The sequence below is a fragment of the Streptomyces sp. NPDC093600 genome (assembly GCF_044764755.1).
Lineage (GTDB): Bacteria > Actinomycetota > Actinomycetes > Streptomycetales > Streptomycetaceae > Streptomyces.
Genome location: NZ_JBIWIU010000024.1, coordinates 1 through 17,502 on the forward strand (window position 1 = coordinate 1; position 17,502 = coordinate 17,502).

16 protein-coding genes are annotated in these 17,502 nt (G+C 69.0%); 9 read left to right on the forward strand and 7 right to left on the reverse strand.

All coding sequences use genetic code 11. The features are described from left to right. The 5 genes from ACIRB4_RS31400 to ACIRB4_RS31420 form a co-directional block, all read left to right on the forward strand. Positions 1–185, forward strand: a 185-nt coding sequence (locus ACIRB4_RS31400) for a hypothetical protein (RefSeq protein WP_403296079.1), incomplete at its 5' end; no start/stop codon positions are given. Positions 186–540: 355 nt separating this feature from the next. Further along, the gene (locus tag ACIRB4_RS31405; protein WP_403296027.1) at positions 541–1,062 is read left to right on the forward strand and encodes a hypothetical protein; all 522 of its coding nucleotides are present in this window, start codon (positions 541–543) and stop codon (positions 1,060–1,062) included. 73 nt (positions 1,063–1,135) lie between these two features. Further along, positions 1,136–1,603, forward strand: coding sequence for a hypothetical protein (locus ACIRB4_RS31410; RefSeq protein WP_403296030.1), 468 nt, complete (start codon positions 1,136–1,138; stop codon positions 1,601–1,603). Then, positions 1,600–4,248 (forward strand): Helicase associated domain protein, encoded by a 2,649-nt coding sequence (locus ACIRB4_RS31415; RefSeq protein WP_403296033.1) that lies wholly within the window; start codon positions 1,600–1,602, stop codon positions 4,246–4,248. Before ACIRB4_RS31410 ends, ACIRB4_RS31415 begins: the two co-directional genes overlap by 4 nt. Before the next feature lie 85 nt (positions 4,249–4,333). Continuing rightward, positions 4,334–5,125: a DUF5677 domain-containing protein gene (locus ACIRB4_RS31420; RefSeq protein WP_403296036.1), complete on the forward strand. Its 792-nt coding sequence runs from the start codon at positions 4,334–4,336 to the stop codon at positions 5,123–5,125. Positions 5,126–5,276: 151 nt separating this feature from the next. On the opposite strand, the gene ACIRB4_RS31425 is transcribed toward ACIRB4_RS31420, so the two are convergent. The 7 genes from ACIRB4_RS31425 to ACIRB4_RS31455 form a co-directional block, all read right to left on the reverse strand. Continuing rightward, positions 5,277–6,590: a helix-turn-helix domain-containing protein gene (locus ACIRB4_RS31425; RefSeq protein WP_403296038.1), complete on the reverse strand. Its 1,314-nt coding sequence runs from the start codon at positions 6,588–6,590 to the stop codon at positions 5,277–5,279. A 712-nt stretch (positions 6,591–7,302) separates the two neighbouring features. Further along, positions 7,303–8,109 carry a nucleotidyltransferase domain-containing protein gene (locus ACIRB4_RS31430; RefSeq protein WP_403296040.1) on the reverse strand — a complete coding sequence of 269 codons (807 nt, stop codon included), beginning with the start codon at positions 8,107–8,109 and terminating at the stop codon, positions 7,303–7,305. Between the two features lie 169 nt (positions 8,110–8,278). After that, positions 8,279–11,635: a FlgD immunoglobulin-like domain containing protein gene (locus tag ACIRB4_RS31435; protein WP_403296042.1), complete on the reverse strand. Its 3,357-nt coding sequence runs from the start codon at positions 11,633–11,635 to the stop codon at positions 8,279–8,281. 2 nt (positions 11,636–11,637) lie between these two features. After that, the gene (locus ACIRB4_RS31440) at positions 11,638–11,946 is read right to left on the reverse strand and encodes a hypothetical protein (protein ID WP_403296044.1); all 309 of its coding nucleotides are present in this window, start codon (positions 11,944–11,946) and stop codon (positions 11,638–11,640) included. Between the two features lie 275 nt (positions 11,947–12,221). Next, positions 12,222–12,569, reverse strand: coding sequence for a hypothetical protein (locus ACIRB4_RS31445; protein WP_403296046.1), 348 nt, complete (start codon positions 12,567–12,569; stop codon positions 12,222–12,224). Continuing rightward, complete coding sequence (locus ACIRB4_RS31450; RefSeq protein ID WP_403296048.1) at positions 12,566–13,432, reverse strand: hypothetical protein; 867 nt, start codon at positions 13,430–13,432, stop codon at positions 12,566–12,568. The genes ACIRB4_RS31445 and ACIRB4_RS31450 overlap by 4 nt, the downstream gene beginning before the upstream one ends. 759 nt (positions 13,433–14,191) lie before the next feature. Then, positions 14,192–14,995, reverse strand: a complete 804-nt coding sequence (locus tag ACIRB4_RS31455; RefSeq protein ID WP_403296050.1) for an NAD-dependent epimerase/dehydratase family protein — start codon at positions 14,993–14,995, stop codon at positions 14,192–14,194. 468 nt (positions 14,996–15,463) lie between these two features. Here ACIRB4_RS31455 and ACIRB4_RS31460 point away from each other — a divergent pair, with 468 nt between their 5' ends. The 4 genes from ACIRB4_RS31460 to ACIRB4_RS31475 all read left to right on the forward strand — a co-directional run bounded on the left by ACIRB4_RS31460 (position 15,464) and on the right by ACIRB4_RS31475 (position 17,496). After that, the gene (locus ACIRB4_RS31460) at positions 15,464–15,715 is read left to right on the forward strand and encodes a hypothetical protein (RefSeq protein WP_403296052.1); all 252 of its coding nucleotides are present in this window, start codon (positions 15,464–15,466) and stop codon (positions 15,713–15,715) included. Positions 15,716–15,928: 213 nt separating this feature from the next. Next, positions 15,929–16,306, forward strand: coding sequence for a hypothetical protein (locus ACIRB4_RS31465; protein WP_403296054.1), 378 nt, complete (start codon positions 15,929–15,931; stop codon positions 16,304–16,306). A 94-nt stretch (positions 16,307–16,400) separates the two neighbouring features. After that, positions 16,401–17,030: an HNH endonuclease family protein gene (locus ACIRB4_RS31470; RefSeq protein WP_403296077.1), complete on the forward strand. Its 630-nt coding sequence runs from the start codon at positions 16,401–16,403 to the stop codon at positions 17,028–17,030. 196 nt (positions 17,031–17,226) lie between these two features. Continuing rightward, the gene (locus ACIRB4_RS31475; protein ID WP_403296056.1) at positions 17,227–17,496 is read left to right on the forward strand and encodes an e9imm peptide; all 270 of its coding nucleotides are present in this window, start codon (positions 17,227–17,229) and stop codon (positions 17,494–17,496) included. Positions 17,497–17,502: the final 6 nt, after the last annotated feature.

Below are 17,502 nucleotides of genomic sequence, written 5' to 3' on the forward strand. Positions count from 1 at the left end.
CCCACCCGAGCGCCGACCGCGCCATCCTGAAGACGGCGCTGACCCGCGGCTCCTTCGAGTTCCAGGGCCAGAAGTGCTCCGCGTCCTCGCGTGCGCGATGGGCAAGCGAACACCCGCGCTGCGCGCGGGTGTTGCGCTCCCGCTCCGCGGGAGCGCGGAGGGACGCTGCGCGTCCCACCCACTAGGCGCGCTGCGCGCGCCTAGTGACGCTCCGTCCGCTACGCTCCCGGAGCTGCGGGGCTTCGCCCCGATGACCCCGGACTCCGCTTCGCTCTGTCCGGGCCGGCGGGTCCGCTGCGCTCCCCCGCCTCAACGGTCCTTCCGGCTGCGCCTTCAGGACCGTCCGGGCCCGCTGTCGCGGGCCTGGCTGGCTGAAGGGTGGTGCTGGTCTGGGTTTGCGGGAGCTGTTTCGGAGTGATGCAGCATGTAGAGTTGGGGGAAGGTAGGGATACCCCTTCTGGTGTTCCTGTTGTGGGAGGTAGGGGGTCTCTAGTGGGTAATGCGAGGGCTTATCCGGTCTACCGGAGCGAGGGCGGGGATGTGGCGGCGGTGATCGCCGTGGCCGTGTCTCTGGTCGGGTGTGGGGAGCTGTCGGAGGGGGCGAGTGTCGACCTGGATGCCGAGTTGGTTCGGGTCGAGGACGTCGTGAGAGCCCGCGAGGTCTTCCCGCGGGGCTGGTTCTCGGGAGGTGGGGAGCACTTCCGTGGGGTCGATCTTCCGGGTGATGCCGCGGTGCTGGCTGGTCTGCTGCCGATGATGCTCTCGGTCGTGGAGCCGTTGGGGGGTGATCTGCTGGACAGAGCGCCGGAGGTGCTGCGTCAGGCAGGGTGGGGGCAGATCGCGTGGATGGCTCTCAGTTGGCCGGCGGTGCCCGAACTCGGCCTCGGTCCGGAGCATGCGCGGACCGGGGTACAGGCGTGCTTCGGGATTGACGCCAACCATGAGCCGGCCCCGGGCCACACCGTGTACGTCCACGTCCGGCCCGGGGAGGACGAACGGGCGCAGCACCTCGCCCAGCAGATCGGACACGGCGTCACAGGGCCAGGGGAGCACGGCTGGTGAAGAAACGGGGTCTGAGCGGTAGGACGGCCCGTCCGCAGTGTGCTGAGGACGGTCTGGAGAGGGGTGGGTGGTTGTGTCGGAAAACGCCGGAGTCTCGTACGAGGACTGCTCGATCTATGTGGATGCCACGGACAGCTCGACGGTCATCACCTGGCTGAACGAGCGTCTCGGCCCCGGTGAGGAGGGCCGCGGCCTGGTGGTGGGGCCGCTGCGGGCGAGCAGCGCCTGCAATGACTACTCCACAGGCAGGAAGGCACACCCTTTCGAGTTCCTCGAGTGGCCGACCGTGCTGGAGTGCGAAGCGCCGGCGGGAGTGGAGCCCGGTGCGGTGGTGGCCGCGGTCACGGCTGTGCTGGAGACGCTGTGGGGTGGAGGGTGGAAAGCTGTGGCGGCGTGCGACTTCGAAGACGAGATGCCGGCCCGTGGGGGCGGGGATCGCTACCCCCTGCAGTCCCCCTCGGGGAGCCTGCCGCATGCAAGAACGGGCCGATGGCGAAGCCTGCTGGTGCGGAGTGGGAAAAGGAAAAGGAAATCGGTGTGATTCAGCTCCGCGAACACCAAGTGGTCCAAAAATCTGCTTTCCGGAATTGGGTAGGATTTCCTGCAAGATCATTTGTTCCTCCTGAGGGGGCCCGGGCCATGGGGGTGTCCGCGACAGGGTCCGGGAAGACGATCACGGCCGCCGCGAGCGCTCTTGAGTGCTTCCCGGACGGGCGGATCCTCGTCATGGTGCCCACCTTGGATCTGATCGTGCAGAGCGCGCAGTCCTGGCGCCGGGTCGGGCACCGCGCGCCCATGGTCGCGGTCTGCTCGGTGGACAAGGACGAGGTCCTGGAGCAGCTCGGAGTGCGCACCACGACCAACCCGATCCAGCTCGCCCTGTGGGCCGGGACGGGGCCGGTGGTTGTGTTCGCCACGTACGCCTCGCTGGTGGACCGGGAGGACCCGGAGGACCCTTCGGGCCGGCGGACGGTGCGGGGGCCGCTGGAGGCGGCTCTGGCGGGTGGTGAGCGGCTGTACGGCCAGCAGATGGCGGGCTTCGACCTGGCCATTTTGGACGAGGGGCACATGACGGCCGGGGACATGGGTCGGCCGTGGGCGGCGATCCACGACAACAGCCGGATCCCCGCCGGCTTCCGTCTCTACCTGACCGCGACCCCCAGGATCCTCGCCGCGCCCCGGCCGCAGCGGGGTCGGGACGGGCGGGAGGTGGTGATCGCGTCGATGGAGGACGACTCCCACACGTACGGCACCAGGATTTTCGATCTTGGGCTGGCGCAGGCGGTGGAACGCTCGATCCTCGCCGGTTTCGAGATCGACGTGCTCGAGATCCGCGACCCCGACCCGACCCTCGGCCTGTCCGAGGACGCGCTACGCGGTCGGCGCATGGCCCTGCTGCAGGCCGCACTGCTGGAGCACGCGGCGCAGCAGAATCTGCACACCACCATGGTCTTCCACCAGCGGGTCGAAGAAGCCGCAGCATTCGCCGAGCAGATGCCGCGCACAGCCGCCGAGCTGTACACCGCTGAAGCCTCCGCAGCGGCGCTGGCCGACGCTGAGGAGCTGCCCGCCTCCTCCATCGAGGCCGAGCTGTACGAGCTCGAGGACGGCCGCCACGTGCCCCCGGACCGGGTCTGGGCCGACTGGCTGTGCGGGGACCATCCCATCGCCCACCGGCGCCAGGTGATCCACCGGTTCGCCAACGGCATCGACGCCCAGAACCGGCGGGTACACCGGGCGTTCCTCTCCTCGGTACGCGCCCTCGGGGTTGGGGTCGACATCACCGGACTGCGCGGGGTCGAGGCCGTGTGCATCGTCGGCTCGCGCAGCTCCCAGGTCGACGTCGTCCAGAACATCGGACGTGCCCTGCGTCCGAACCCGGACGGCACAGTGAAGACGGCGCGGATCATCATCCCGATCTTCCTGCAGCCCGGGGAAGACCCGAAGGACATGGTTGCCTCCGCCAGCTACCAACCTCTGGTCGACATCCTCCAGGCGCTGCGCAGTCACTCGGAGCGCATGGTCGACCAGCTCGCTTCCCGCGCCCTGACCCGCGGCCCCGAGCGCCGACGCCTCCACGTACGCCCCTCCCCCGCAGCGGGAACCGTCGGCGGTGACGAGGAGACGAGCGAGGCGCAGCAGGAGGTCGACCGGGTCACCTCGGTCGTGGTCAACTTCGCCTCCCCCCGCGACGCCGCCGACATCGCCGCCCTCACCCGCTGCCGCGTCATCCGCCCCCAGTCCCTCGTCTGGCTCGAGGGCTACCAAGCCCTGGTCCGCTGGCGTGCCGAGAACGGGATCACCGGCCTGTACGCCGTCCCCTACGACGTCGAGACCGAGGTCGGCACGACGAATGGCTATCCCCTGGGCCGGTGGGTGCACCAACAACGCAAGGCGCTGCGGGCCGGTGAACTCGACCCCCACCGCAAAGAGCTCCTCAACGAAGCCGGGATGGTCTGGGAACCAGGCGACGAAGCATGGGAGACCAAACTCGCCGCGCTGCGCTCCTACCACCGTGCGCACGGGCACCTCGCCCCCCGACAAGACGCCGTCTGGGGCGAAGGAGAAGGCGACAGCGAACAGCTGGCCATCGGACAACTCCTCGCCAACCTCCGCCGCAAAAACGGCCTCGGCAAAGACCCCGAACGAGCCGCCGCACGCGCGGCACAGCTGACGGCGATCGACCCGGACTGGAACTGCCCCTGGCCACTCGACTGGCAACGCCACTACCGTGTCCTCGCCGACCTCGTCGAGGACGAACCCGACGGGGTACTGCCCGACATCCACCCTGGTGTGGTTTTCGACGGCGACGACATCGGACGATGGCTCCAGCAGCAGCGCAAGCCGGCCACCTGGACACAGCTCTCCGCCGAACAGCAAGAACGGCTGACCAGGCTGGGCATCAAGCCCGTTGAGGCGCCGTCTCCCGCCCCCGCGCCTCCGCGTACGGCGAAGGGCCCGAGCAAGGCGCAGCAGGCCTTCCAGCGCGGCCTTACGGCCCTCACACAATGGATCGAACGGGAAGGCGCGGATCGGCCCGTACCCCGGAAGGCGGTGGAGGTCCTGCCCGACGGAACCGAGACCAAGCTCGGCATCTGGTACAGCAACACCAAAACCAGAAGAGACCGGCTCACGGTGGAACAGCGCGCCGCCCTCGCCGCACTGGGGATCGACTGGGCAATGTAGCGAGGGGTGATGTCATGGTCTGGTGCCGCCCTGACCAGCAAATATCGCTCGTTCATGTGTGGGATTCGTCGGTAGGTTGTTCGTCATGGTGTACAAGTTCGGGCCCAATGAGCAGTGTCTGCGGCGCTGCCGGGCGGTAGTGCCGGTGATTCTGCGAGCGGCTGAGCAGGTAACCAGCCAGGGTGTGCGGGTGCTGTTCGAGCATCAGAATGTCGTCCGGCCGCTCATGGGCTGGTGGCAGTTCACGAACCGGACGGCGCAGGCACTGGTGTCCCTGTACGACCAGGGGTACACCGTGGAGGCGGCGCCCCTGATGCGGAATCTGCTGGGACACTCCTACGCGATGAACTGGCTGGCAGACAGCGGCGAGCCGGCCGTCGTGGCGCTTAGCGATTACTGGAATGAGCACCGTCGGAAGCTCGCCCAGAACGTGAACGAGACCTGGAATCTTCCGGAGCCGGCTCCCGCGCCTCCAGAGGACCCGATCGTGTTCGCCAACCCTGAGAGCGAGCAGATCCACAGGCGGCTGGTCGGCGAGCTCAAGAACTTCGACACCATGGTCAAGGCGTACGGCACCGCCGACGTCTATCCGGTCTACCGGCACCAGTCGGCCTACTCGCACACCACGGGCGCGACTTCCGATGCCTTCCTGATCGTGGACGACGGCAAGTTGAAGTTCACCACGGAGCCCAAGGGTGGTGAGGCCGACATCACCGCCGAACGTCTGTGGATTCCCGTGGCACTGCTTCAGGCGGCAGCAGCCATCAGCCCGCTACTGGTGGGCAACCCCATGAAGCCAACCATCGAGAAGGTGATGGGGGACCTCGGCCTGCCGCCTACGCTGCTGAACCTGCAGCGCACCCGGCCGCTGACCTGATGCCTGTTCGCCGAGTCGTCGACTAGTCCGCATCCGGGCCCGTACGGCTCGTCTCCTTCTGAACTGGGAAGGCGCGGGGAAGGGTCTCCGAGTTGATCTCGGAGACCCTTCTCGCTGTCTGCTGGCCTCGCGGGCGTCGTGGCCGTCTTGTCTACCAGCCCGTCAGTTGGCTGCGGTATTCGTTGTTGAGTCGGTCCATCTGGATGTCGCCCTCGGGGGTCAGGACGTGGGGCTGGTGGATGCTCATGTCGGCGAGAAGGTCAGCAGCGAGGACGTACGCCGCGCTGACGGCTTCGTGCTTGTCCGCGACGAGGGCCTGAAGGTTGGCCATGGTCCGTGCGGGCATCCTGGGCATCGGCTGGCCTGGACCGCGCTGGAAGTCGTCATCGGACGCGACAACGCGCAACGAGGCGAGGCTGTCGTCGAAGCAGTGGACTGCTGCGGAGAGCATGATGTCACCTGCTCCACCCGTCTCTGCTGCCCAGGCAGCTGCTACCTGCACTTGGGCCACCAGATCGAGTTCGAGTCCGCGCTGGTAGAGCTTTCTCGGGGCGTCTTCGTCGTAAGGGTCTTTCTGAACGTTGAGAGATTGCGCGGTGAAGGTGGAGCCGTCCTGGTGGAGGTGACCGGTGGGATATCCCTCGAACCGGACCTGCCGGCGGCCGACCAGGGCGTGGTAATCCGGATTCATCCTGGTGGTCACCGCCTGGTAGGCAAGTGCGGTGAAGCGCTGGAGGGCCGCGTCACGCTCCTCCCTGTTGGTCAGAGGGTAGTTGCCGCGCACGGTGGGGACAGCGGTCACGCTGATCCAGAGCGGGAACGAAGACGCTCGGGAGCCGCCGAGGGCAACCTCGCTCGTCACGAAGGTGGCGAGATGATGGACACCGGCGGTGGCGATGTCGTGCAGGTGAGCGGTGTCCGTGGTGGCGGCGTGGAAGCGGTCGCGATAGCGCTGGGCAATCTCGGATTCGGCGAGGGTCCGTGTGGTGGTGCCGTGCCGGACGTGCACGCGGAAGTTGTAGTCGTTGCCGGGCATCGCGACAGCGTGCGGCATCTGGATGCTCGGCGGCACGGTGAGGATCCAGTAGATCTTGCCCTCGTCGGCGGACTTCAGGGAGCGCACGCCGACGTTCGGGACGACGGGCTGGATGCAGTTGGCGAGGACCGAGCGGATCCATTCCTCACCCCGTCTGGGGTCCGGCTCGAAGGGTGCCAGGGCGTGAGCGTGGTCCTTTTTGCCGTCGTCGATGCCGATGACGAGCAGGCCGCCGACGGTATTGGCCATGGCCGACACGTCCTTGGCGAGCTCCTTCTTGCCCGCGTCGGTGCCCTGGTAGAAGTCCTTCTTCCAGTCGAGGTCGACGCCTTCGGGTATCTGGTTGTCGACCGCGCGCTGCAGATCGTCCTCAGTGAGGTCGTCAGGGTGCCGTCCCAGGGCGGCGGTGAGCCGTGCGGGCAGAGCCATCGGTACTCCAAGTTCACGAGGTTCCTCACCGGCATGCGCCGGTCGGACCACGCTAGAGCTCTGTGCGGGGCTATCACCACGCATTTCAGCTCGGCAGCCGCATTCTGACCGGCGGAGAAACCGGGCAGGGGGCGACTCACCAGAGTGCGGCACGCAGGCCGGGGCGGGGTGCTTCGCCAGGACGTCGGCATGCCATGAATTAGGCGCAGCACCCGCTCTGAAGGGGCGTCGAGCCCGCGTCACCAGCCACGGCCGCTTCCGCGAGCAGCTCACGGTGCACCGCAGAGACATTCCCGCCCCACAGCGCCAGACGCGCACGCACATCCGGCGTCACACTAACCCGTGACGGAGTCCGTGCGGACGGCCGGCCCTCGCGCCGGGCCACCGCCACCCAGTTCCATACCGTTCGCAGCGACACACCAAGAGCCCCAGCAACCGCCCGCGCGTGCTCGGTAGCCAGCTCGCCCCGGGCATCAAGGGCCATCAAGCGCGCCACCGCACCCTCACGCCCGCCAGCCGACCACTGCCGCGGCATGTCCTCGCCACCAGAAACCCGATCGGACAGTCCTCACCCCCGGCTGCACCTCGTGCAAGTGGTGGCTGTCCGCCTTGGCCTCATCCATCCCGACACGCCGATCAGGCACACACGAACGGATGAAGCAGGCTCCCGATCTCCCATGGGGCACCGGGGCGCGGTTATGGGCGTTTCTGGTTACGCGCGAGGCGTCGGCTCGATGAGCAGTGCGTCCATGGGCTTGGTCCGATGGGGGCGCGGCACTTCCAGCCAGGTCACTCCGCTGTCCAGGAGACGCCCCATAGATCCGAAGCCGTTCCAGCCCAGATCGATGAAGCAGCGTTCATCCTGCTGGTCCCGGCCGAACAACCGCTGGCCGTGCAGCGTCACCTCGCTGAGGTCAACGCCTCGCTGCTCCAACACGGCCAGGGCGCACGTCGCCGCCCGGCGCAACGGGCTCGTCTCCACCCAGCGTCTCCGTACATGCCAGGTGGCTTCAGAGTCCTCGAGGTCTGCGTCCACCAGCCTCAACGGGGTGATGCTGATCCTGCCCCTCGCGTGTCGGCCGAACAACTCGATCCGTGCTGGCCGCGGCACCGTGCTCTCCAGCCCCTCGAACTCTGTGAGCATGTGGTCTCTGGGCGCCGGCCCGGCTGCCGGGTCCGCTGTCAAGGAGGCAAGGCGCTCGCGAGCCAGGGAAAAAGGCTCACCCTTCCGCCAGAGCAAGAACAGCTCGAATCCCTCATCCAGCAGGCTGCTGCGACCACGGAACTGGAAGGAAATCCCCCGGGTCCGGCCCCGCAGGGCCTGCCTCATCCCCACATACGAGTCACGTCCGTTGATCGATGCATCCAGCGACTCGCCCAGCCAACGCCTGTCCGTGCCGTGCTCGATGACGACGTCGACATCGTTCGGCTCCAGCGCCCCACGCGCGTACGACCCGAAGACGTACACCTCGTCAACCAGGCCCAGCGGCCAGGCACCGTCCTCGAGCCTCGTGATCATGTCCGCCAGCCTTCTCTGCTCGGGCAGGGGCGGCGGCTGCCGCAGCAAGCCACGAGCTGCTCCCAGAAGGCGGTCGGGGACCTCTTGGCCGACTGCCGGTGACCGAAGAGGCAGAGGGGTGGCGCAGCGTCGCGAGACGGTGTGCCACCCCTCCGTGGGTTCTGTCCTGTCAGTCCGTGTAGTAGCCGAAGACGTCCACGATCACGTCGGTCGAACCGGCGTGGTTGTAGAGGAAGATCCGGCCGTCCACCACCGGCACCACCACTAGGTTCGGCACCGTCCAGCCCGGCATCAGGTTGATGTTCGAGACCGTCGGGGTTCCTGCGCGTGTTGTCGCCGCCAGGTAGGTCGGGGCCGTCGCGTTCGTCGCCGTCACGTTGAGGACCACGGCGGACGCCCCGGTCGCCGGCACTTCACCGGTCCCGGCGACCGGCAGCGCGACGCTCTGGGCCGGGCCGAGCTTGTGGCCGCCCAGTCCCTGCCGGGTGTCCATCACCCGAGCCGGGGTCACCGGCCGGAAGCGGGCTCCTTGGGCCGCGTCGGTGGTGAAGTAGCCGGACACGTCCGCGATCAGGTCGACCGTGCCCGTGTGGTTGTACAGGGTGATCTGGCCGTCCTTCACCGGGACGACGACCGCGTTCGCCGCCGTCCGGCCCGCCGCCACGTTCAGGTTCGAGGCGGACGTCCGCTGTGTCCCGTACGGGTAGACGGAGACGAACGTCGCAGAGCTCGGGTTCGTCGCCGTGAGGTTCAGGACCACCGCTGACACGCCCGTCGCCGGCAGCCCGCCGCGCCCGGTCACCCGGACGTTCACCGTCCGCGCCGCGCCGACCTTGGCCTTGGGCGCGCCGAGCCCGGCACGGGTGTCGAGGATCCGCGCCGGCTCCACCGGAAGGAAGCGGTCGCCCTCGCCGCTCAGGGTGTAGTACCCGGCCACGTCGGCAATCAGGTCGACCGTACCGGCGTGGTTGTACAGGGCCACCTTGCCGTCCTTGACTGGCACGGTCACCAGGTTGGACACGGTCTGGCCGGCGGCCACGTTCAGGTTCGAGGCGGACGTCCGCTGCGTCACGTACGGGTAAGCCGAGACAAATGTCGCAGAACTCGGGTTCGTCGCCGTCACGTTCAGGACCACCGCCGAGATCCCAGCCGGGGCTACGGCGCCGCGCCCCGCGACCTGCAGCGTCACCGTGCCACCCGGGCCGACCTTGGCCTTGGCGGCACCGAGACCGCTACGGGTGTCGAGCAGGCGGGCAGGCACGACGGGCGCGTAGGTCCCGAGCCCGCCGTGTGTCAGGAACAGCTCGCCGAGGCGGCGCAGTTCGGGTCCGGATCCGTCGGCGGGCACGGCCGTGAGCTCCCACGTGTAGCCACCGTCCGCGAGGGGCTTGCCGTTCTCGTCCTTGCCGTCCCAGCCGGCCTTCACCAGACCACGCGCCTCCCCGCCGGCGGAGGTGCTGACGACGGCCCCGGTCCGGTCCTTGACGGTCATGGTCCAGGAGGCGGCGGGCTTGCTGAGCCACCAGCTTCCGGTCCACGACGCGCTGGGATCCGCGAGGTCAAGGACCTCGGCGGTGTCCGTGTCGAGGGTGGTCAGGGCAGCGGCGGGGAAGCCGGTCGGAACGACATGGATGCGGTCCTCGTCGTCGGCGAAGGCGACGTGGCCGCCGAAGCGGTCGACGGTCACGGTGTTCATCTTCCGCGTCGTGCCGAGTACCCGGGTGCGCCCGGTGCCGTCCAGCGCGAACGCCGAGACCACCCCGTTCAGCGCGTAGGCCAGGTAGCCGTCTCCGAGCCAGGCGAATTGGTGCGCGGGCAGCGCAATGTCCTTGCCGGTCCGCACGTCGCGCAGACCCTTGCTGCCGCCGCCGCAGGTCCAGTACAGCAGGCTGCCGCGCACCTGGACGGTGGACAGGAAACAGGAACCGGTCGTGACCTGGACGGTGCGAACGACAGCGCCCGTGCGCACGTCCACGGCGGTCACCCGGGCGTCGTCCTTGGCAGACGCCGCCCACAGCGTGCCGCCGTCGATGGCGACAGGACCGGTGTCCGGCCTGCGCAGCACGGTCCGCCGCGTGTCCAGGTCGTAGACCACTCCTATGTTCCCAGGCTGCTGGAAGGTCTGGTAGGCCACGTAACGGCCCGACGCCGCCGGCGGATACGCCTTCTCGACGCCCGGCAGCGCCTCGGCCGGCAGCTTCTTGTCCGCGCCGAGCACGAAGAGCCGGTCGCGGGCGCCCGCCTCGCCGTACATTACCCGGCCGTCACCGGTCGGTACCCCTGCCTCGCACTCGCCCCCGACCCCGCACCTGTCTTCGGCCACGTTGTCGTCGACGCCGAGGTCCACCCGGGCCGTGGCCGGCCGAGCACCGTCGATGGGGAGGTCCGCTGACCGGACCCTGGCCCGGGTGCCCGCCACCACGTCGGTGGAGTACAGGACGCCCTGCCCGAGCGACATGCTGCGGATGGTGGTGCGCACGGGCGGGACGTCACCGATCCGGGTCGCGACCGGCGCGCCGCCACCCTCCGGGGCGCGCACGACGTGAAGCGAGCGCTCGGTCCCCTCGCCCTGGCGGGCGACCACGACCATGCTGCCGTCGGCGCTCACCGGGGTGTCCCCGACGACCCGGTCGAGCACCGGACGCTCGCCACCGTCGCCGAGGGACCGGGCGACCAGTGCCACCTGTGCGTCCCCGCCCCCGCCCGGGACGCGGGCGAGCACGTGACCGCCGAGGAACGCCACCGGAGTCCCACCGCTCCAGGGGAGTTCCGCCGTCGGCCCGGACCAGTCCCCCGTCACGTCCCAGACCTGGAGCGTCTGTCCGGTCGGATAGAGCAGGAACCTGTCGGCGAGCACGGCGTCGTTCCAGTGCTGCCAGTCGTCTCCCGACGGGTTCGGCGGCAAGGGACGCAGGGTGAAGGACGCGTCGACCCAGCCCGCGTCCCCGGCGCCGCCGGGCCCGTAGGTGGCGAGGAAGCCGTGCTCGTCGGACCGCGCGTCGACGCGCCCGGCGTACGCACCCGCGGGCAGTCCGGACAACGGTCTGTCCCGTACGACGCCTCCATCGTGATACCGGAGAAACGTGTCGTACGGAGCCGTTGTCATACGGGTGATGACGCCGAGGCCCATCGTCCCGAGATAGTGGCGGTTCTTCGGAATCGGAACGATGCTCCGCACACCGGTCTTCGGGTCGTGGAACAACACCTGCGAGCCTTGGAAGACGGCCAGCACATCGCTGCCGGTGGGACGTGCCCGGCCCAGCTCCGACGGAAGGTCTGTGCGCGCGCCGTCGGCGAACGACACCCAGTGGGGCCTGGTCCCGCCCTGCATGAAACCGGTCGTCCCGGCAGCCGGCAGGACGCCCGCGTCCGGATCGGCGCTGAACTCCGCGGGGAACACCACCTCGGCCAGCACATCCGCCGCCCGGGCCTCGCCCGAGCCGAACGGCCCTGCCGGGACCGCTGAGAGCAACGCCGCCGCCACCGCGACCGCCGCCAGGGCCTTCGTCCTACGACGGCCCCCCATACTCACCATCCGCACGCTGTGCGTCCCCTCCCCAGAGGTGTCAAGTCGGCCGAGGCTACCAGCGCTTCGAACCCGTTCAAACAAGAGGGGCGGTGTCCGTAAAGCACCCGCTGTCCGCTGTGTGCCCAGGCCGCCGCGATCCCGCCGACCAGGTGGTAGAGGTTGCCCGAGTGCTCAGCCAGGAACCGCAGGACGTGCGGCGTGCGCGGCGCCTCACTGGTCGTCGCGCGGCGCCGGGCTTCGGTGTACTTGCCCCCGCTCCGGCTCGCCCAGCGGGCGGTCTGCGCGGCGGTGGACTGGTTCTTCGGCATGACGTACTCCTTTGCCGGGCCGGGCCACGCCCCCGGGACCGGCTCGTACGACTGCCGTAGATCACGACGGAACGCAGAACGGGAAAGGAGCGGGCCCCGCAGGACCTTGACCTCCGCGTCCGGCGGCGTGGCTCCGGAAGCGGGCGGTGATCGGCAGTACGCCACTAGCCGGGCAGGATGCTAACCGGCATGGCAGCACCGGCCGAAGCCACGAGCCGCCGGTTCCCTCGATCGAGCGAGGTCTCCGGCGGCCAGCCGGTACTTGTACCCCTTCGTCAGGTCCGCCGGCGGAACCATCCGCGGCCCCGGTCCGGCTCGGGGACTCCCTGCGGTTCCGGCGGTGCGGCGGCCTCGAGGCGGGCGGCTTCGGCGGCGGCTTCCTCGCGGGCGACGTCGTCGGCGCGGCACGGGCCGCACACGGACGTGTCCCCGGCCCGTACGGCGGTCCGGTGCACCGTGATCTCCTCCCAGCGTTCGTCCGTGAACCTCGTCCCACACCGCTTGCACACCGGCCGCCGCGCCTCCCGCTGTGCGGCGCGGCGCTGCCGGTCCGCCGCGTCGGCGCGGGCCTCTTGGTCTAGGTAGAGGGCGTGGCCGTCGGGGTTGTCGAGCGCGTCGGTCAACGTCTGCTCGCCCGTCCGCCCCAGGCGCCGCCACACCGCCGCGCCGGCGCCGTGCTCCTGGAGTTGTTCCAGGGTGGTGACGACGACGGGCACTGCCTGGCGGTAGTCCCGCGCGGTGACCGCCTTCGGTAGAGGGAGTCGTACCGGCGCGGCGCCCAGTAGCGGCGGCCGGCCTCCTCCAGCACGGCGACCGTGTTGGCGACCTTCGCCTCGGTGGTGTCCGCGAACACGAACGCGAGTGGCACCAGGCCCTCCCGGCCGGTCGATGGGTAGACCCGCCGCCACAGCCGCAGCTCGTGGTCGACGTCCTCGATCGCACCCGGCCGGGAGCGGACCAAGTCCACGGTGTGCTTGGCCGCGTCCCTCGGGAGCAGCCGGCCCCACTCCCAGTACCGGCGCAGCTTGGCGACCAGGTCGTACGCGTCCTCGGTGCGGCGGTCGATCTCCAGCAGCATCACCGGCACCCCGGCTTCCGGTGCCCGCACCACCAGGTCCGCCCGCTGCACGTACCCGTCGCCAAGCCGGTGACCGATCTCGGTGGCGAAGCCGAGCCGGTGGCCGATCCCGGCACGGTGGAGTTCGGCGGCCGTCGAGGTGACCGCGGCGGCGTGGTCGTCGTAGCTGGCACCGAGCAGCTTCCCGGTGACCGGGTCGTACTTCTCCTCACGCAGTGCCGAGACCCGTATGCCCTTCGGCTCCAGCAGCCGCTTCGCCTCGCCGTGTCCGCGCTTCGTCAGCACCCACACCTGCCGCTGGTCCTCCCGTATCAACTCGATCCTCACCAGGTGGTGGTCCTGAAGATCCAGGAGGGTGTCACGCGTGAGCTTGTCGTGCTTGTTGTCCGGACGGGTCAGCTTCCACAACTGATCGGGCGTAGCCCTCTGGAAGATCCCCAGCGCTTGCAGCAGTTCCCGGCGCCTGGGCCCGGTCGATGTCCTCCTGTGCTTGGGGCGTGTTGCCACATCTACATGAGGGTTGTCGGACCTGCGACGCCCCCCTGTCCGCCGCGCCTGACCTGCAAAAACGCCCGGCTGCTGAGTGCGGGGCGCGGAGGGGGTGAGGGAGGGGTCCGCGGAGGGGGTCTGTCCGGGCTGGTCAAGGTGCTGCTCGGGGTCGTCTGCGGACACAGGATGCTCCTGAAGGTGGGGCGGGCCTATCCCGCCATTCACCTTCTACAGGTGCGAAATTCGGGCTCCGTGTGACGCTGGCCTCGGAAAACCCCTCCACCGTGACTGCATCGTGATCAACCCTGTCCCGTGACAGTGAACTTGGACCGTCTGCCAACGAAGTTGGACGGATCCTCTGGGTAAGCGTGAACCCAGTACTCGATCGAATGCCACAGGCAGCTGCCACGGATGGGTGGGCAAGGACATGTCGCACATGCAGCTCTTGGCCAAAGGAGCGGGGCAGGGCTCTCCGCCCTTCTGGATCATCGCCATCGTTTTGATCGTCATCGTCGGAGTGGCGTTTTTGGTGACAAGGGCGCACAGGAGGTAGAGCGCAGGCCACTGGCCTGGCAGCTTCCGCTGATGCCGAAGCCTGGGGCGGTAGGCACCAGAGCCTTGCTCGTCGTTTCCGAGTCGAACGTGCTGCCGGCATGCGTGTCGGCATGGCTGTGAGCGTCAAGGTCGCAGGTGCTTGAGGGTGAACTCGGGCAGGGCGTAGGGGCCGGCCTGGGGGGCGGCCGGGTCGATCGGGAGGTCTGCTGCGGGGATGTCCGCCGCATGGAGTTCGGCGTTGTCGACCGGGGTGTAGGCCAGTTCCGCAGGGTCGGTGAGTTCCCAGAAGCGGCGGGTATTGGCGGAGACGGCGTAGGCGGTGGCGAAGCGGGTGGGGAGCGGTGCGGTCAGGGCGGCCCGGATGTAGCCGACGGCGTCGCGCGGGCTCAGCCAGGTTGCCAGGTGCCGGGATTCGGTGGGGAAATGCTCGAAGCTGCCGATGCGCAGGCAGACGACGGACAGACCGAACTTGTCGGCATACAGGCGTCCGAGCGCTTCGACAGCGGCTTTGCTCACTCCGTAGAGCCCGTCAGGGCGTACCGGCTCCTGGGGGCGGGTGAGGTGCGCGGCAGGGTAGAAGCCGGTCACCCGGTTGCTGCTGGCCAGCACCACTCGCTCGATCCCTGTGCGTCGCGCCGCCTCCAGGACGTGGTGGGTGCCGAGCACGTTGGCTTCGAGCAGATCGGGGAGAGGCGCCTCGTCGGGTATCCCGCCCAGATGGAGCACGCGGTCGGCTCCGGCAAGGGCCGATTCCACGGCGGCGGCGTCCCGCAGATCCACGGTGCGCACATCCTCGTTCTCGGCCTCCTGGCGCAGCGGCACCCGGTCGAGCAGGATCAACCGCGCCGCCTCGCTTCGCAGCGCCTCCCGCGCCACGGAGCCGATGGTGCCCGCCGCCCCCGTAATCGCCACCGTTCCTGGACTCACCGCGCCTCCCCTGGCTTCAGCAACCCGCGAATCTTCGCGCCTGCCGATCCAACTCGGCAAGGCGGTGGGGAACCAGTAGCGCTCTCAACGTCGATGGCAGAAACGTGGCGGTTGTCCAACTTCGGCGGCAATCGGTCCATGTTCGGTGTCAACGAACAAACCCGGAGGGGGAGAGTTCTCCCCCTCCGGCGGCCGGACTTTGTCCACAGGCCCGCAGTTCGAGAGTTCCTTCGAGGCCGCCGCGATCAGCGAGGCGGCCCGACGATGAGGAGCCCCATGCCCGAGAACACCGTGACCGCGCCGCTCGCCCCGATGGAGCCGGACGACGTTGCCGCTACCTTCGCCTACATCCGGGCGTAGCAGGCCGACGACATCGACACCGCCTGCGCGGTCGCCGACTACACGGGCCCGGAACTGCACCGGCTGCTCCTGGACGTCGCCGCGCGCGTCATCATCCCCATCACCGCCGTGGACGACCACGACGGGGAGCCCTGCGAGCACTCCTTCCTGGCCGCCGCGCTCGGCCGACTCCTGCTGGAGCTCCTGTGCCACGGCGTGTGCCTGGGCGGTCTGCCGGGCATCGCCGACACCATCACCCGCTTCACGGAGAACATCCTCACCGAGGACCACGGCGACGTCGCCGACGTCCTGCGCCAGCTGGAGGCCGCGGGGATGAAGCAGGCGATGGAGGCGCACCCGGCGCACCGCACCACCGTGTAGCCGCACCTCCGAGACGGCGATGGTGCGGTCCAGCGCGCGCCCCCTGGCGCACCACCGCACCATCGCGGCGCGGTCCACCGCACCATCGCACCGCACCGCGCCAACTCGGTACGCACCACCGCGCCACCGTGGTGCGTTCCACCGCACCGCACCGCCGGGCGCCAACACGTCTAGGGCCTGTCTCTTAGATCCGTCCGTGAGATCGTCGTGCTCATGATCGAGTCCTGGGTGATCGATGACGGCAGCACCGTCCCTGCGCCGTCCGAGGTGGTGCTGGAGACGCTTCGGGCGAGGGTCGACAGAGGTCTGCTTGAGACGTGGCTGACCAGTTCGTCCGGTCGATTGCTGGCCTTCGTGACGAACAGCGAGCGGGCGATGGTGATGCTGCTCGACGGCGAAGGCGATCCCGGCGAGCATGCCGTGGCCCCAGGAGCCGAGGGGTCCAGCGAGGGGTTCGTCCTCTCCAACGGGCAGCACGACGAGTACCTGGACAAAGACACCGTGCCCATCGGTGAGGCGTTCAGACTCGTGGAACACATTGTCAGCACGGGATCCTGGCCTGCTGACGCGCGCTGGGTCGTCGATCGTTGAGACAACGGCCTATCGCCGAGCCCAGATGAGGATGGCAGCGAGGTGGAGTGCGGCCTGATGAACATGGTGTGCGGCCCCGCCGCGCTCTCTCGCCCTGACCCCGCTCGCGGTTCCGGCCTCGGCCCACGCCGCTCCGGCCGCCGCACAACCGTTCCCGCTCACCTACGCAATCGACCAGATCCCGGTCGCCGACGAGTCCCGTGCCGGTTACACCCGCGACAAGTTCAAGCACTGGAACATCGGCCTGGACCCCGCCGACTCTTGCAACACCCGTAACGAGGTGCTCCTGGCGGAGGCAACCGAAGTCCCGGCCGTCGCGGCCGGCTGCAAGCTCTCCGAAGGCGAGTGGCTGAGCTACTACGACGAGCAGGAAGTCACCAACCCCGGCAAGCCCGACATCGACCACATGGTCCCCCTCGCCGAGGCCTGGGATTCCGGCGCCTCAGCCTGGACAGCGGCACGCCGTGAGGCCTACGCCGACGATCAGGACGCCACCACCAGCCTGGTCGCGGTCACCGCGCGGACGAACCGTCAGAAGGCCGGCCAGGACCCGACTACCTGCATGCCGCCGTCGCCGAACGCGACCTGCCGCTACCTCGCCGAGTGGGTCGCAACCAAGCTCCGCTGGGGCCTGACCGCCGACCAGAACGAGATCGACGCCATCAACGTCTGGGCCGGCGGACCCTGTGATAAGCAAGTCGTCCACTACACGCCCGCGCCGTAACCCCTGCCCGGGCAGTCTCCTGCCCGCCACCCCTGCGCCCGGGTGGCGGGCTGCCCCCGGCGCGGCGGTCTTCAGCGCGGAATCGCCCAGCTCGGAGTCGAGATCCCTGTGATCTCGTCACCAACCGAAATTGCGGTATTAGGACTTGTCCGGCCGATCACGCCGCTGGCTAAGGTGGCGCGATGGAAGGAGCCTGATGAGTGCGGTGGAGTTGAGTCGGGCGGAAGCAGTCGCACTCGTGCAGCGAATCATGGAGGCGGACTACGCCTCCGAAGATGAGATGAACGACTGGCTGGACAGGCTCGACAGAGCTCTGGCCTGCCCGTCCGGTCACGTCAGCAGCCTGGTCTTCTGGCCGCCGGATCGGGAGTTGTCAGCCGAGGAAGTGGTCGACCAGGCCTCGGCATACCAGCCGATTGCCTTGTTTGGAGTCGGTCGCTCTCGGCCAGGGCATCGGGGTGAGTAAGGATCC

Coding starts and splice junctions, on each gene's coding strand:
- ACIRB4_RS31420 (WP_403296036.1), top strand. CDS start 4,334: ATGGTGTACAAGTTCGGGCCCAATGAGCAGTGTCTGCGGCGCTGCCGG.
- ACIRB4_RS31475 (WP_403296056.1), top strand. CDS start 17,227: ATGAGTGCGGTGGAGTTGAGTCGGGCGGAAGCAGTCGCACTCGTGCAG.
- ACIRB4_RS31430 (WP_403296040.1), bottom strand. CDS start 8,109: ATGATCACGAGGCTCGAGGACGGTGCCTGGCCGCTGGGCCTGGTTGAC.
- ACIRB4_RS31435 (WP_403296042.1), bottom strand. CDS start 11,635: ATGGGGGGCCGTCGTAGGACGAAGGCCCTGGCGGCGGTCGCGGTGGCG.
- ACIRB4_RS31440 (WP_403296044.1), bottom strand. CDS start 11,946: ATGCCGAAGAACCAGTCCACCGCCGCGCAGACCGCCCGCTGGGCGAGC.
- ACIRB4_RS31425 (WP_403296038.1), bottom strand. CDS start 6,590: ATGGCTCTGCCCGCACGGCTCACCGCCGCCCTGGGACGGCACCCTGAC.
- ACIRB4_RS31465 (WP_403296054.1), top strand. CDS start 15,929: ATGATCGAGTCCTGGGTGATCGATGACGGCAGCACCGTCCCTGCGCCG.